At 73.3% G+C, this 13,758-nt stretch carries 13 protein-coding genes; 6 read left to right on the top strand and 7 right to left on the bottom strand.

Going from position 1 to position 13,758, the window contains the following annotated elements:
- The first annotated feature begins 19 nt into the window (after positions 1–19).
- On the top strand, positions 20–1,495 hold the full coding sequence (der, locus tag ACFYW5_RS26010; RefSeq protein ID WP_389419488.1) for a ribosome biogenesis GTPase Der: 1,476 nt from the start codon (positions 20–22) through the stop codon (positions 1,493–1,495).
- A gap of 48 nt (positions 1,496–1,543) precedes the next feature.
- Here der and ACFYW5_RS26005 read toward each other — a convergent pair whose 3' ends face one another.
- Together ACFYW5_RS26005 and ACFYW5_RS26000 are read right to left on the bottom strand one after the other, a co-directional pair.
- Positions 1,544–1,861: a hypothetical protein gene (locus tag ACFYW5_RS26005; RefSeq protein WP_389419487.1), complete on the bottom strand. Its 318-nt coding sequence runs from the start codon at positions 1,859–1,861 to the stop codon at positions 1,544–1,546.
- A gap of 61 nt (positions 1,862–1,922) precedes the next feature.
- A complete protein-coding gene (locus ACFYW5_RS26000; protein WP_389419486.1) occupies positions 1,923–2,705 on the bottom strand; it encodes a hypothetical protein in 783 nt (260 codons plus the stop codon).
- A 393-nt stretch (positions 2,706–3,098) separates the two neighbouring features.
- Between ACFYW5_RS26000 and ACFYW5_RS25995 the strand changes: the two genes are divergently transcribed.
- Complete coding sequence (locus ACFYW5_RS25995) at positions 3,099–3,665, top strand: transglycosylase family protein (protein ID WP_389419485.1); 567 nt, start codon at positions 3,099–3,101, stop codon at positions 3,663–3,665.
- Here the strand turns inward: ACFYW5_RS25995 and ACFYW5_RS25990 are convergent.
- Genes ACFYW5_RS25990 through ACFYW5_RS25980 form a run of 3 tightly spaced genes read right to left on the bottom strand, consistent with a single transcriptional unit; the run spans position 3,628 to position 7,429 of the window.
- Positions 3,628–4,317, bottom strand: a complete 690-nt coding sequence (locus ACFYW5_RS25990) for an ATP-binding cassette domain-containing protein (RefSeq protein ID WP_389419484.1) — start codon at positions 4,315–4,317, stop codon at positions 3,628–3,630. The genes ACFYW5_RS25995 and ACFYW5_RS25990 overlap by 38 nt on opposite strands.
- Positions 4,314–6,953, bottom strand: a complete 2,640-nt coding sequence (locus ACFYW5_RS25985) for an ATP-binding cassette domain-containing protein (RefSeq protein ID WP_389419483.1) — start codon at positions 6,951–6,953, stop codon at positions 4,314–4,316. The genes ACFYW5_RS25990 and ACFYW5_RS25985 overlap by 4 nt, the downstream gene beginning before the upstream one ends.
- Positions 6,953–7,429 carry a hypothetical protein gene (locus ACFYW5_RS25980; protein WP_389419482.1) on the bottom strand — a complete coding sequence of 159 codons (477 nt, stop codon included), beginning with the start codon at positions 7,427–7,429 and terminating at the stop codon, positions 6,953–6,955. Before ACFYW5_RS25980 ends, ACFYW5_RS25985 begins: the two co-directional genes overlap by 1 nt.
- Positions 7,430–7,560: 131 nt before the next feature.
- On the opposite strand from ACFYW5_RS25980, the gene ACFYW5_RS25975 reads away from it, so the two are divergent.
- The 4 genes from ACFYW5_RS25975 to ACFYW5_RS25960 all read left to right on the top strand — a co-directional run bounded on the left by ACFYW5_RS25975 (position 7,561) and on the right by ACFYW5_RS25960 (position 10,972).
- Entirely contained in the window at positions 7,561–8,112 is a 552-nt protein-coding gene (locus ACFYW5_RS25975; RefSeq protein ID WP_389419481.1) for a hypothetical protein, read from the top strand.
- Positions 8,081–9,373, top strand: a complete 1,293-nt coding sequence (locus tag ACFYW5_RS25970; RefSeq protein WP_389419480.1) for an ABC transporter substrate-binding protein — start codon at positions 8,081–8,083, stop codon at positions 9,371–9,373. Before ACFYW5_RS25975 ends, ACFYW5_RS25970 begins: the two co-directional genes overlap by 32 nt.
- Before the next feature lie 104 nt (positions 9,374–9,477).
- A complete protein-coding gene (locus ACFYW5_RS25965; RefSeq protein WP_389419479.1) occupies positions 9,478–10,503 on the top strand; it encodes a helix-turn-helix transcriptional regulator in 1,026 nt (341 codons plus the stop codon).
- 253 nt (positions 10,504–10,756) lie between these two features.
- Positions 10,757–10,972 (top strand): I78 family peptidase inhibitor, encoded by a 216-nt coding sequence (locus ACFYW5_RS25960; RefSeq protein WP_389419478.1) that lies wholly within the window; start codon positions 10,757–10,759, stop codon positions 10,970–10,972.
- Positions 10,973–11,064: 92 nt separating this feature from the next.
- Here the strand turns inward: ACFYW5_RS25960 and ACFYW5_RS25955 are convergent, their stop codons facing one another.
- Positions 11,065–12,069, bottom strand: coding sequence for a phosphatase PAP2 family protein (locus ACFYW5_RS25955; RefSeq protein ID WP_389419477.1), 1,005 nt, complete (start codon positions 12,067–12,069; stop codon positions 11,065–11,067).
- Positions 12,070–12,289: 220 nt separating this feature from the next.
- Positions 12,290–13,486: a glycosyltransferase family 39 protein gene (locus ACFYW5_RS25950; RefSeq protein ID WP_389419476.1), complete on the bottom strand. Its 1,197-nt coding sequence runs from the start codon at positions 13,484–13,486 to the stop codon at positions 12,290–12,292.
- Positions 13,487–13,758 lie beyond the last annotated feature (272 nt).

Here is a 13,758-nt window from a genome sequence, read left to right as displayed (position 1 = left end):
TGAACGAGGTACGGACTTCATGAACGACCAGATCCCCTCCGAGGGCTCGGGCGAGGCGCACGACCACGGAGCACTTGGCGACGCCGAGTACGCGGAGTTCATGGAGCTCGCCGCGGAAGAGGGCTTCGACCCGGAGGACGTCGAGGGCGCCCTCGAAGCGGCGGGTCACGGCCCGCTGCCCGTGCTCGCCGTCGTCGGCCGTCCGAATGTCGGCAAGTCGACCCTCGTCAACCGCATCATCGGGCGCCGCGAGGCCGTCGTCGAGGACAAGCCCGGCGTCACCCGTGACCGGGTCACCTACGAGGCCGAATGGGCGGGCCGCCGCTTCAAGGTCGTCGACACCGGCGGCTGGGAGCAGGACGTCCTCGGCATCGACGCCTCCGTCGCCGCCCAGGCCGAGTACGCCATCGAGGCCGCCGACGCCGTCGTCTTCGTCGTCGACGCCAAGGTCGGCGCCACCGACACCGACGAGGCGGTCGTACGTCTGCTGCGCAAGGCCGGCAAGCCCGTGGTGCTGTGCGCCAACAAGGTGGACGGCCCGAGCGGCGAGGCGGACGCCTCGTACCTGTGGGCCCTCGGGCTCGGCGAGCCGCACCCGGTCTCGGCGCTGCACGGCCGCGGCACCGGCGACATGCTGGACGCCGTGCTGGAGGTGCTGCCGGACGCCCCGGAGCAGACCTTCGGCACCGCGGTCGGCGGCCCCCGCCGCATCGCCCTGATCGGCCGCCCGAACGTCGGCAAGTCCTCGCTGCTGAACAAGGTGGCGGGCGAGGAGCGCGTCGTCGTCAACGAGATCGCGGGCACCACCCGGGACCCGGTCGACGAGCTGATCGAACTCGGCGGTGTCACCTGGAAGTTCGTCGACACGGCCGGTATCCGCAAGCGCGTCCACCTCCAGCAGGGTGCCGACTACTACGCCTCGCTGCGCACCGCCGCCGCGGTCGAGAAGGCCGAGGTGGCGGTCATTCTGATCGACGCCTCCGAGAACATCTCGGTGCAGGACCAGCGCATCGTGACGATGGCCGTCGAGGCCGGACGCGCGGTGGTCCTGGCCTTCAACAAGTGGGACACCCTCGACGAGGAGCGCCGCTACTACCTGGAGCGGGAGATCGAGACCGAGCTCGGCCAGGTGGTGTGGGCGCCGCGGGTGAACGTCTCCGCGCGCACCGGCCGGCACATGGAGAAGCTGGTCCCGGCGATCGAGACGGCCCTCGCGGGCTGGGAGACCCGGGTCCCGACCGGCCGCCTCAACGCCTTCCTCGGTGAGCTGGTCGCCGCCCACCCGCACCCGATCCGGGGCGGCAAGCAGCCGCGCATCCTCTTCGGCACCCAGGCCGGCACCAAGCCGCCGCGGTTCGTGCTCTTCGCCTCCGGCTTCATCGAGGCGGGCTACCGGCGCTTCATCGAGCGCCGGCTGCGCGAGGAGTTCAGCTTCGAGGGCACCCCGATCCACATCTCGGTCCGGGTCCGCGAGAAGCGCGGCAAGAAGAAGTAGGCGTACGACGAAGAGGGCGGCCCCGGAAGGGACCGCCCTCTTCGTCGTTCAGATGCCTCTGCGGGGAACGGGCTCCAGCGCCGGATGCGTTCCCGTCCCCTGCGGCCCGATGTGTCCGACCCGCTGCCACTGCGACTGCCGGGCACTGTGGGCGCCCGCGCTGTAGGCGCTGTACGAACTGGAGAAGGACCCCGACCGGTGACCGCCGTACGAGCCCGAACTGTGCGGGATGCTCCCGAAGGCGGTGAACCCCAGCTCCTCCTCGCCGCTGCGGTCACCCGGCAGCGTCCGGAAGGACTTGACGTACTCGGCGTAGAGCGCGTCGTAGATCGGCGTGGCCGATGGCGAAACATCGTATGCGTGCACGTATGTCCAAACGACCGGGCACAGCAAGGGATGCGGCCGGGGCGCGGGCCTTCGGGGGCGCTCAGGTCCCGGCGAGAGGCAGTGCGGAAGCGACCAACTTGCCGTTGGCCGCGGCCTTGTCCAGCGCGTCCCGCAGCAGGTCCTCCCGCGGCTGCCGTCCGATGGTCCCCACCGGGGCCGCGAACATCAGCACCTGCTGGTGCTTGTTGGCCGCGGTCCGCCATCCCTCGGTGACCTGGAGCGGCTGGTGCGCCTGCCACCAGGCCACCGGCTGGCCGCCGTTGGTGCCCGGCTGGAGCACCGCGTGCAGCTGCCCCATGGCGAGCAGCACCGACCAGCCGTGCAGCACCGGCGGCACCGAGTCGATGGCCGTCACCGGCATGAACCCCTGCTCGATGAGCAGCGGCAGGAAGTCGTCGCCGAGGGCGGTGGACCCGGGCCGGACGATGGGCCCGGTCGGCTCCACGACCAGCGCCGGGTGCAACTCCCCGGCGATCAGGATGAGTCCGCTGGTCACGCCGAGCACCGCCTGCTCGGGTACGACCTTCTCCGGCTCCAGGTCGACCTGGTCGCCGGTGATGGACCGCACGGCCCCCTTGAGCTGCTCCTCGGTGACCTGGACGACCTGCGAGGGCAGGCAGCCGGCGTGGGCGAAGGCGAGGACGGCGGTCTCGTCCCCGATGAACAGGACGGTGCTGGTGCGCTCCTGTTCGGAGTCGCCCGGGGTGCGGCAGGACGTGCAGTCGTAACTGCCGGGGGCGTTCTCTCCGGCGAGCAGCCGGTCGGCTTCTTCGTCGCCGATCTCGGCGCGTACCTCGTCGCTGACGTCGAGCATGCGCGGCACGGGTGGCTCCCTCGGGATGTGGTGCGTGGCGCGGCCGGGTGGCTCCCGGCCCGTGAACCGGGTGGGCCCCGGGCTCATGAAGAAGACAACGGGTGAGCTGCGGCGGGAGTCACGCCTCAGGGCGAACGGAATCGAACCAGGCAAGGGGCTCGGTCACCTGGGGGCGGAATCGGGCATTCGTGGTCAAGTCCGCTCTAGGTCACGGCAGTTGGTTCCGCTGGGTGAGCGACAGGTCGACGAGGTGATGGGTCGACAAATCGTGAAATCGGCGAATGAAATGGGACGTCGAAGAACGGCACCCTCCGGCCCCGTCGGTCCGCCGACCGGGTGGGGCCCCCGCGCGCACCGACGCGCCGGGGCGGCGCCGCGCGTGGCGCTGCTTAGCGTGGGCCGATGATCCGCACGCCGATCACGCTCGCCCTCGCGGCCGCCCTGCTGCCCCTCCTCGCCCCCGGCGCCGCCCACGCGGCACCGCCTCCGACGGCCTCCGCACCGGCGGCCCCGCTCCCGCCCTACGCCTGCGCCAAGGACCAGTGGCCCTGGGGCTGTATCGCCGAGTGCGAGAGCAGCGGACGCTGGCACATCAACACCGGCAACGGCTTCTACGGCGGACTGCAGTTCTGGCAGCCCACGTGGAAGGCGTTCGGCGGCCTGAAGTACGCCCCGCGCGCGGATCTCGCCACGCGGCAGCAGCAGATCACGGTCGCCCAGAAGGTGCTCGCCGTCCAGGGCTGGAAGGCCTGGCCCGTCTGTTCGAAGCGGTACGGGCTCAAGGGCCGGATGCACACGGTGAAACCCGGCGACACGCTCTCGTCGGTCGCCCGCACGTACGGCATCAAGGGCGGCTGGCCGGCCCTCTACAAGGCCAACAAGAAGACCGTCGGCCCCTCCCCGGACCGGCTGCGGCCGGACATGCTGCTGGTCATTCCGAAGAGCGCGACCCGCTCCGCCGCGCTCTGAGGCCCGCCCCGGGCGGATCCCGCGGCTCAGTGGCCTCACCGCTGAACACCACCGCGCCGCGGCGCAGTTCGTACACCAGCGTCGGCCGGTCGCGCGGCACGGGCGGCAGCCGCTGCTCGGCGAGGACCACGCACGCGTCCAGCCCGGCGAGCAGTCCGTACGTCCGGGCCGCCACCGCGGGCGCCATGCCCTGCGCCGGTTCGTCCACGAGCAGCACGCGCGGGCGGGCCAGCAGGGCCCGGGAGAGGGCCAGCATGCGCTGCTCGCCGCCGGAGAGGGTGCCCGCCCGGCGGGGGAGCAGCGCCTCCAGGGGCGGGTAGGCGGCCAGGGCCGCATCGAGGGCTTGGGCGGTCAGTTCGAGGTTCTCGCGGACGGTGAGCGAGCCGAAGACCGCCTGCCGGTCCGGGACCAGGCACAGGCCCCGGCGGGCCCGCTCGTACGCCGGTACGCGGGTCACGTCCACGCCGTTCCACACCACCGCGCCCCCGGACAGCGAGACGGTCCCGGCCAGGGCGCGCAGGGCGGTCGTACGACCCGATCCGTTGCGGCCGAGGAGCACGGTCAGGCCCGGGGCAGGCGCGGCGAGGGTGATGCCGTGCAGGGCTTCCAGGGGGCCGTAACGCACGCGCGCGTGGCGCAGGGAGAGGGTCATACGGGGGTCTCCCGGGCGTCCAGTGCGTCGAGGACGTGGGCCGGGGGGCCCGAGGCGACGATGCGGCCGGCCGTCATGACGTGCACGACGTCCGCGAGGTCGGCCACCAGGTCCAGGTCGTGCTCCACGACGAGCAGGGCGGTGCCGTCGGCGGCGAGCGCCTTGAGGAGGCGGGCCAGGGCGGCGACCTCCCCGGTGTCCAGGCCCGCCGCGGGTTCGTCCAGGAGCAGGACGCGAGGGCTCCCGGCCAGGACCCGTGCGAGCTCGACCCGGCGGAGGGTGCCGGTGGGCAGGCCGGCGGCGGGGGCGTCCCACACGGAGTCGAGGCCCAGCAGGCGCAGGGCTCGGTCCACGGCCGCCGGGTCGCCGACGCGGCCCTGCTCCGCGCCGACGCGGATGTTCTCGGCCACGGTGAGGGCAGGGAAGACGGCCAGTTGCTGGAAGGTGCGGGCGATGCCGAGGCGGGCGCGGGTGTGGGCGGGGAGCCGGGTGATGTCCCGGTCGCCGTAGCGGATCCGGCCGTGGGCGGGGCGGAGAGTGCCCGCTAGGCAGTGGAAGAGGGTGCTCTTTCCGGCGCCGTTCGGGCCGACGATCGCGGTGATCCGTGCGGGGGCCACCTGGAGGTCCACGCCGTCGAGGGCCCGGAAGCCGCCGTAGCCGGCCCGGAGGGCGTGGGCGCTGAGGATCGGCCTGTCGGATGTGGGTGGCTGCCGGGAGGGTCTGGGGGAGTGGGCGGCCACGGCCGACGGTGCGGGTGCGACCGGCGCGGGGCCGGTGGCGGTCCTCCGCAGGTACCGGCGTACCGCCTCTCCCCGCTCCGTCAGCCTCGCCCGTCCCGCCGGCCGCAGCCGGGTCGCCGCGCTCCGCAGGGCCTCGTACGGGCCGCCCGGGAAGCGGCCCACCAGGACCGCCAGGACGCCGATCAGGGCCGCCGCCACCCCGCCCCGCGCCCCGGCGTCCAGGCCCACCAGCAGGGCCGCCGCGGCCAGCGCGCCCAGGGTGCTGTCGGCGCCGAGGACCACCACCGCGGCGAACCAGAGCAGGCCCCGGACCGGGTCGAAGGCGGCGGGGTCGAAGGCCCGCAGCCCCATGCCGAGCATGCCGCCGCCCAGGGCGGCCAGCGCCGCGCCCGAGACGAAGGCCGCGAGTTTCAGGGCCGGGACACGCACTCCGGAGGCCGACGCGCCCGACTCGTGGTCGCGCAGGGCCGCGAGGGCCCGCCCGGTACGGCCCGTGCGCAGCGCGCGGGCCGCCAGGAGGGCCGCGCCCAGCAGGGCCAACTCCAGGACGTAGTAGGCGCGGTCGTCGTCGAAGCCCGCCGGGCGGCCGAGCGCCAGGCCCGAGGTCGCGTACGGCTGCGCGAAGACGAAGCGGCTCACCCCGACACCCACCGCGAACGTCGCCAGCGCCAGCGCCAGGCCTTTGCGGCTGATCGCGGGCCAGCCGGTCAGCAGCCCCAGGGGGGCCACCAGCAGCACCGCCAGCGCCAGCGCCGCCAGTTCGGGCAGGCGGGGCAGGCCCGGGAACCGGCCCGCCGCCAGCAGGGCAGTGAAGAGGGCGCCCAGGCCCGCGTAGGCCGCCTGACCGAGGGAGATCTGGCCGCCGCGGCCGGTGACCACCACCAGGGAGAGCAGCACCACGGCCAGCGCCGGTACCTGGACCGAGGTGTGCAGGTCCGCGCCCGCGAACCCCAGCGGAAGCAGGAACAGCACCCACGCCACGATCCAGGCGCCCAGCGGCGTCGGCACGCGCGCGGTGGCCGTGCGGGGCAGGGCGTCGCGGGTGCCGACGCGGGGGAGGGCCAGCGCCGCGATCAGCAGCGCCACCACGAACAGGTTCGCGCCCACCGCCTGCAGCAGCGGCTCGCCCCAGCCCCGCGGATGCAGCCGCGTCACCTGGCTCTGCGCCACGCCGATGCCGAGCGCCGTCACCACCGCGACCGGCAGGCTCCGCATCCGGGCGGCCACCGCCACCGCCACGACCTCCATCACCAGCAGCGGCAGTCCGTACGGGTCCAGACGGACGTAAGGGGCCAGCAGCACGCCGGTCAGGCCCGCGGTGAACGAGCCGAACGCCCAGCCCGCCGCGGCCACCCGGTCCGCGTCGATCCCGCCCAGCACGGCGAGCTGCCGGTCGTCCACGACCGCGCGAAGCTCCCGCCCGAACCGGGTCCACCGGATGACCGCACCGACCGCCGCCGCCAGCACCAGGACCACCGCCAGCTGTCCCCAGGGGTCCGCCGCCACCAGCAGCTCCGGCGCGTCGTCCCGCGCCCCCTGCCCCCACAGCAGCGCCGCCCCGCCCACCAGCAGCACGAACACCCCGATCGACGCCACCAGCGTCTGCGCCGGGTCACCGCCGAGGACGGACAGCGGACGGAAGACGAACCGTTCCAGCGCCATCCCGATCGCGGGCGCCAGCACGAGCAGGGTCATCGCGGCCCCCGCCCACAGGGGCCAGCCCCACTCCACCACGAGCTGCCGCAGCGCATAGGCGCACACCATGGCGACGGCCCCGTGCGCGAAGTTGAGCACCCCCGTCGCGCGATAGGTGACGACCAGACCGATCCCGGTGAGGGCGGCGGCGCTGCCGACCGACAGGCCGGCCAGGGTGAGGTCGTACGTCAGGGACGACATCAGTCGTCCGCCGTGGCGGGCTCACAGATCGGGCAGGGTCCCAGGTCGCCGCTGCCGACCAGCTTGGCGTCCACCGGCACCGCCTCCGCCTTCCCGCTCACCAGAGGGCAGTCCGCGCGGTGGAAGAGCGTGCCGCCCGGCACCATCAGCTGGTCCCCGCTGACCGCGAGGGGCGCGGCCGGCGAGGACCCCGACGCCTCGGCGTCCGGCGCTTCGGCGGCCACGAGCAAGCCGTACAGCTCCTCCACGCGTGCGGCGGCGAGCGCGTTGCGGCCCTGGGTGAGCAGCACCGCCGCGGCGACGATCAGCGCGGCGCCGGGGACCGTGCAGGAGGCGAGATAGGGCAGTTGCCGCTCGGCGAACCGCTCGCCCGAGACGCCGTACCAGCCGAGTACGCAGAGCACCGCGCCCGCGGCGAGAGCGGCCCAGCCGGCCCACAGGACGGGATGCACGGTCCGCAGTCGGGCTGTCCGCATCTGTGGCTCCTCAGGCTTCACACGTCATGTGTCTGTCCATGCCAGCCGATGGCTTGCACTATGCCTTCTGTCAGCTGACCCTGAAAGAACCGGGCGTGCACGGCCCGGACCGACACCCGGTGGTGAGCCAGATGGTTCTCGGGAGCGACCTCAGTCGGCGGAACACAGGACGCGGTACGGCACTGGCGGCCGCCCTGCTTCTCTTCCTCGCCCCGGCCCTCGCGGCCTGCGGCGACGACGAGGGAGGCGGCTCGGACGCCACTCCGCCCGCCCCTTCGGCCGAGCGGACGACGAGCGCCCCCGCGGCGACCGCGCCCGCCGACGCCGGGGCGGCCGAGCAGGAGATCGAGCGGAACTGGCAGAAGTTCTTCGACCCCGACACCTCCCTGGAGGACAAGGAGACCGTCCTGGAGAACGGCGACCGGATGGCCCCGGTGCTCCGGGCGTTCAGCGGCGACGAGCGGGGCGGACAGGTCGGGGCGCGGGTCAGCGAGGTCGCCTTCACCTCGCCGACCGAGGCGGACGTGACGTACACGCTCACCCTGAACGGCGCCACCGCCCTGCCGGACGCCGCGGGGACGGCCGTGGAGCAGGACGGCACCTGGAAGGTGTCCGCCAAGACGCTGTGCGCGCTGGTGCAACTGAGCGGCAATGGCTCGGCCTCGCCGGTCCCGGGCTGCTGAGGCCGTTGTCGCGGTGCTGCTGCTCGTCCTGAGCGCGGCCTGCGGCAGCCGGCTTCCGGAGAGCGACTTCGAGGACCGCGGGAGTCGGGCTCCCGCGCGGGACACCGCCCCGATCCGGGTCGGTGTGATCACCAGCGCCACCAGCCCGGTCGGCGGCGACGCCTTCACCGGCCCGCGCGACGGGGCGAAGGCCTACTTCGAGCGGCTCAACGCGCGCGGGGGCATCGACGGCCGCCCGGTCGAGGTGCGGCTGTGCGACGACGGGGGCAGCGGCGTCGGCAACAACGAGTGCGTGCACCGGCTGATCGACGAGGACCGGGTGGTCGCCCTGGTCGCCACCACGGTCCTCGACTACGCGGGCGCCTCCCGCGTCTCCCGCGCGCGCGTGCCCGACATCGGCGGCCAGCCCATCGGCGCCGCCTACGACACCTGGCCGCACCTGTACGGCATCTACGGCAGCCTGGCGCCCCGCGACGGCACGGCCGGCTGGGACGGCAAGCTCTACGGCGGCACCGAGGTCTACCGCTACTTCAAGCGCGAGCACGGCGCCCGTACCGCCGCCGTCGTCTCCTACAACCAGGCCGCGTCCGCCTCCTGGGCCCGGCTCGTCGAGCGGGGTCTGCGGGCCGAGGGCTACGAGGTGGTCACCGAGCAGGTCGACTTCGCGCTGCCCAACTTCCGCGCCGTCGCGGCCGATCTGAAGGAGCGGGGCGCCGACCTCGTCTTCGACGCCATCGACAGCCACGGCAACGCCCGGCTGTGCGCGGCCCTGGACGACGCCGGCGTCGAGCTGACCGCCAAGGTGACGAACGTACAGAACTGGACCTCCACCGTGGCGGACGACTACAAGGACGCCCCGCGCTGCCGCAACGCCCTCTGGGCGACCGGGTCCAGCCGCAACTTCGAGGACACCGGCCACCAGGCCGTACGGGAGTTCCGGGAGGCCACCGAGGGGCTGAAGACGCATGCGCAGTGGCAGCTGGAGGGGTGGGCGGCCGCACGGTGGTTCACGGAAGCCGCACGGTCCTGCGCGAGGACGGGCGTCACGCGCGCGTGCGTCGACGGCTGGATGAGCCGCAGCCAGGGCTGGACCGCCGGCGGTCTGCTGCTCCCCGTCCGCTTCGAGCGGCTGGCCGAGCCGCCCGCGACCCGCCGGACGTGTCTGTCGGTGGCGCGCTGGACGGACGACCGGGGCTGGGTCTCCCAGGGGGACATGGACCGCACGTGCTTCGAGGTTCCGCAGTTGTCCTACGCGCCCTGAGCGAGGGGCGCCCGGGGCCGGTGTGACAGTCAGTTGCCTGGTTATATCCGCGAGTTGAGCATTGCGGACCGTTACTGTCCGGTTGCGCTGGCAGACTCTGCGCCATGTTGGACACCTCGGCACGACTGCTGCGCCTGCTCTCGCTCCTCCAGGCCCACCGGGACTGGTCCGGCGCGCAACTCGCCGACCGTCTCGGGGTGACCCCCCGCACGGTCCGGCGGGACGTGGAGCGGCTGCGCGAGCTCGGCTACCCGGTCAACGCCAGCCCGGGCACCGGCGGCGGGTACCAGCTGGGCGCGGGCGCCGAGTTGCCGCCGCTGCTCCTGGACGACGACGAGGCGGTCGCCGTCGTGGTAGGGCTGCGCACGGCCGCGGGCCAGGGCATCGAGGGCATCGGGGAGACCTCGGTGCGGGCCCTCACCAAGCTGGAGCAGGTCCTGCCGAACCGGCTGCGCCACAGGATCAGCGCCCTCAACGCCTTCACCGTGCCGATGCTGCGCGGACAGCCCTCCCCCGTCGACCCCGGCCTTCTCACCGAACTGGCCCATCTGTGCCGGGACGCCGAGCGGCTGCGCTTCGAGTACCGGGGCCACGACGGCACGCTCACCCGCCGCAGAGCCGAACCGCACCGCCTGGTCTGCACCGAGCGCCGCTGGTACCTGGTGGCCTGGGACCTCGACCGGGACGACTGGCGCATCTTCCGCGCCGACCGCATCACGCCCAAGCCCCCGCACGGCCCCCGCTTCACCCCGCGCCGCCCGCCCGCCGACGACCTCCCCGCCTATGTCTCCCAGGGCGTCTCCACGCGCGCGTACGCCACCCACGCCCTGGTCCGGCTGCTGGTGCCCCTGCGGGAGGCCGCCGAGCACATCTCGCCCTCCGCCGGTGTGCTGGAACCCGAGGGCCCGCGCAGCTGTCTGCTGCGCACCGGAGCGGCGAGCCTGGATGTGATGGTGATCCATGTGATGCTGCTGGGCTTCGAGTTCGAGGTGCTGGAGCCCGTCGAGCTCACGGACGCGATCAGGACCGCCCGGGACCGGCTTTCCCGGGCTCTGGAGCGAGTGCCGCGTACCTGGGAGGGGGCGGATCGAACGCCGGGGACGCCGAGCGGATCCGGCGCGGAGTGGTGAACCGGTGCGCGGAGAAAGGAGTCCGGGGGAATTTTCTCGGCGCTTTCCGACCGGTATAGGGGACGCCTCCGGGACACGCGGGAATTGCGTTCGAATTCCTGTGAAAGACGTGGGCGACCGCTCGTACGTGTGAGTGAGCCGGGTCGAAACGCGTGTCGTGATCCTGTGACAGAAGCGTGACCGGCCAGGGATGAGTGACAGGGCGTGGGCGCTGCGCTGGCCCCGGCCGCCGCCCAGGGCCTAGCGTGGCGGCATGGCACCGATACCGACACCCCCCGCCGAACCCCAGGACCAGCCGGACGGCTACCTCGGCCTGGACGCCGACCGAGCCGAGCAACTCGCCCGCGAACGGGGCTGGACGACCGTACGGTCGCTGCCGCCGGGCGCGATCATCACCATGGAGTACCGCGTGGGACGGCTGAACTTCGAGGTGCGGGACGGCCTGGTGACCCGGGCCTGGAAGGGCTGACGCAGCGCGACGGCCCCGGCTCCTCGCGCAGAGGAACCGGGGCCGTCGCCGCGGGGTGGCTGTGCGTACCGGGCCCCGCTGTCCTGCGGTGGCTAGCCGCCCGTGAGGGGGCGGGCCGCCGACGTCGTACCGCGCGTGACGCGGTCGGTCTGCGGTGGTCGGCGGCTGCCGGCCGGGGTGACCGGAGTGCGCTCCGAGCGGGCCGTGTGCGGCCCCGGCGCCAGATGGACCGGCGCCCGCGGCGAACGGGCCGTGGGGGAGACGTCCTGCGCCGAGTCGCGCGGCTTGACCCGCACCGGGACCTCGACCGGAGCGGCCGGCACGGCTGCCGTACCGGCGCGGCGGGCCCGCAGCCGGTCGCGCAGATCGAAGATCACCGACTCGGCGCGGGCGATCAGCGGCTCGAACCAGGGCAGCGCCAGCAGGATCAGCAGGCCGGCGGCCCAGCCGAGGAGCACATCGCTCAGCCAGTGCGTACCGAGATACACCGTGGACAGGCCCACGCCCAGCGAGGTCACCGCCGACAGGGCGGACAGCCACCGGCGGGCCGCCGGGGTGGAGGCCAGATACGCCAGGATTCCCCAGGTCACCACGGCGTTGGCGGTGTGGCCGCTGGGGAATATATCGCCGCCCAGCCACATCTCGTTGGAGCCCACGGTGGTCGCGTAGTGCGGTCCGAGACGGCCCATGCCGAGCTTGGCGGCGCCGACCGTGACGTTCAGCAGCAGCAGCGAGGTGGCGAGCGCGAGCAGCGGCCGCAGGGTGTGCTGCCGCCAGGAGCGCCAGCCCAGCCAGGCCGCGATCATCACGGCGGTGGGGCCGCGCTGGCCGAGGACCACGTAGTAGTCGACGAATGCGTGGATCTCCGACCACTGCTGGTAGGGCCGGAAGAACATGACCTGCCAGTCGAGCCGGACCAGCCACGAGGTGATCACCACGGCCCACACGATGGCCCCGTAGAAGGCCAGGGTCGCCGCGAAAAGGGCGACCCTGTGCCGGCTCATCCTCGGCACATCGATGTGGGCCGGCCGTTCCGGCTCGCGGTCCAGCCTCGCGAACACCCGGTCCAGACGGGTGAGGTTTCGTTCGGTACGCACCCAATCGACGTTACAGCGAGTGAGCTCTCAACCCCGTCGATACCGCCGGTTTGTGATGACGATGTGATGTGGGATTCATCTCAAGGAGGGCCTTATTTCCTACGACTTCGCAATCAGCGGGCGCCGCGCCCTTCAATTCCTTTGATCATTCCAGAGCACCGTTTTATGGGGCTTACGAATTCGTTCACCGGAAGCCGGCCCGGAATTCTCCCGCCGATCATCACGGCGGACCCGAGCCGTTCAGCCAGAACGCCCCGTAGCCCGCCGAGGCCAGCGCGATCAGCGCCAGGATCGTGGCCGACCGGCGTATGCGCAGCCGGGCCAGGGCCACGGCGAGGGGCAGGAGCAGCGGGAAGGCGGGCAGCAGCAGACGCGGCTTCGAGCCGAAGTAGCTCGACGCGCACAGGGCGAGCGCCAGGACGGCACCCGCGTACACCAGCAGGGGCAGCGGCTGGCGCTGCCGGACGCAGACGACGTACAGCCACACCACGAGGCCGACCCCGACGAGCAGGGCCAGCCCGGCGAGGGCCTGCGGAAACGAGGTGAACTTGGCGGCGACGAAACGGGCGAAGGCGTAGCCGCCGTCGAAGCCGTTGCGCCAGCCGGCCTGGACCTCGAGATAGCCGAGCGGGCCCTTGCCGGTGTGGTGGCCGACCCACAGCACGTAGCCGGCGGCTCCCAGGGGCGCGAGGAGCATGCCCAGGGCGCGCCGGGTGACGGACGCGCCCAGTGGGGGAGGGCCGCCGGTGGAGGAGGGGGCGTGCCCGGAGCCGTGCGCGCGGTCGGCGGGCGCCGCGCTTCGCTCTCGCACGAACGAGGCAATACCGGCCGCCCACACCGCCGCCACGACGGCGAGCCCGACCGGACGGGTCAGGCCGGCCAGCAGGGCCAGGGTGCCGGCGGTCACCCAGCGGCCCGTCAGCACCGCGTACAGCGACCAGGCCGCCAGCGCGGTGAACAGTGACTCGCTGTACGCCATCGACTGCACGATCCCGACCGGCAGCACCGCCCACAGCAGCACCGCGCAGACCCCCGCGCGGCGCCCGTACAGGCGGTCGGCGACCGCGAAGATCCCCCAGGCCGCGGCGAGCGAGGCGAGCGCCGTGACCAGGAACCCGGCGTCCGCGTACGACAGGGGTGCGACCGCCGCGAACAGCCGCTCCAGCCAGGGCAGCAGCGGAAAGAACGCCAGGTTCGAGTGCACATCGCCGTTGGGCAGCCGCACCTCGTAGCCGTATCCCAGCTCGGCGACCCTGGTGTACCAGAGCGAGTCCCAGCGGGCGGTCAGCAGCGTGTACGCGCTCTTGTCGCGCGCCGCGCTCCACAGGGCCAGGACGAGCAGGCCCAGGGCACGCACGGCGGCGTACCCCAGGAGGGTTGGCGCCGCGCGTCGCACGCGCGCGGAAAGATCGGTCACGGGCTCGATTATCTGGGGGAGGCCACACGGGGCGGCCCGCCGGGGCGTGCCGACGGGCCTGCTCGGCGGGTGAGGGGAAGTGGCGTACGCCACACGTGTTCCGTCCGGAGTCTGAGAGCTCCACCACTAGGCACCGGCACGGACTCGCGTACTCTGACGAGTCACTCGCTTCGTTGCGCGGGCCGGAGACCACCGCTCCTCTCCGGCCGAGTCACGGGGAGTCCCCACCCCGTGAGCCCGCCGAACGCGAGGGAACATCTGGGAGGTACGTA

Source organism: Streptomyces sp. NPDC002779, from assembly GCF_042888685.1.
GTDB lineage: Bacteria > Actinomycetota > Actinomycetes > Streptomycetales > Streptomycetaceae > Streptomyces.
Note: the sequence above shows the minus strand (reverse complement) of the source record. Positions and strands in the feature narration are given on the sequence as shown.

What these genes read in the sequence shown, in the direction of transcription:
- der (WP_389419488.1), top strand. Translation starts at nt 20, where the DNA reads ATGAACGACCAGATCCCCTCCGAGGGCTCGGGCGAGGCGCACGACCAC.
- ACFYW5_RS25995 (WP_389419485.1), top strand. Translation starts at nt 3,099, where the DNA reads ATGATCCGCACGCCGATCACGCTCGCCCTCGCGGCCGCCCTGCTGCCC.
- ACFYW5_RS25990 (WP_389419484.1), bottom strand. Translation starts at nt 4,317, where the DNA reads ATGACCCTCTCCCTGCGCCACGCGCGCGTGCGTTACGGCCCCCTGGAA.
- ACFYW5_RS25985 (WP_389419483.1), bottom strand. Translation starts at nt 6,953, where the DNA reads ATGTCGTCCCTGACGTACGACCTCACCCTGGCCGGCCTGTCGGTCGGC.
- ACFYW5_RS25980 (WP_389419482.1), bottom strand. Translation starts at nt 7,429, where the DNA reads ATGCGGACAGCCCGACTGCGGACCGTGCATCCCGTCCTGTGGGCCGGC.
- ACFYW5_RS25975 (WP_389419481.1), top strand. Translation starts at nt 7,561, where the DNA reads ATGGTTCTCGGGAGCGACCTCAGTCGGCGGAACACAGGACGCGGTACG.
- ACFYW5_RS25970 (WP_389419480.1), top strand. Translation starts at nt 8,081, where the DNA reads ATGGCTCGGCCTCGCCGGTCCCGGGCTGCTGAGGCCGTTGTCGCGGTG.
- ACFYW5_RS25965 (WP_389419479.1), top strand. Translation starts at nt 9,478, where the DNA reads ATGTTGGACACCTCGGCACGACTGCTGCGCCTGCTCTCGCTCCTCCAG.
- ACFYW5_RS25960 (WP_389419478.1), top strand. Translation starts at nt 10,757, where the DNA reads ATGGCACCGATACCGACACCCCCCGCCGAACCCCAGGACCAGCCGGAC.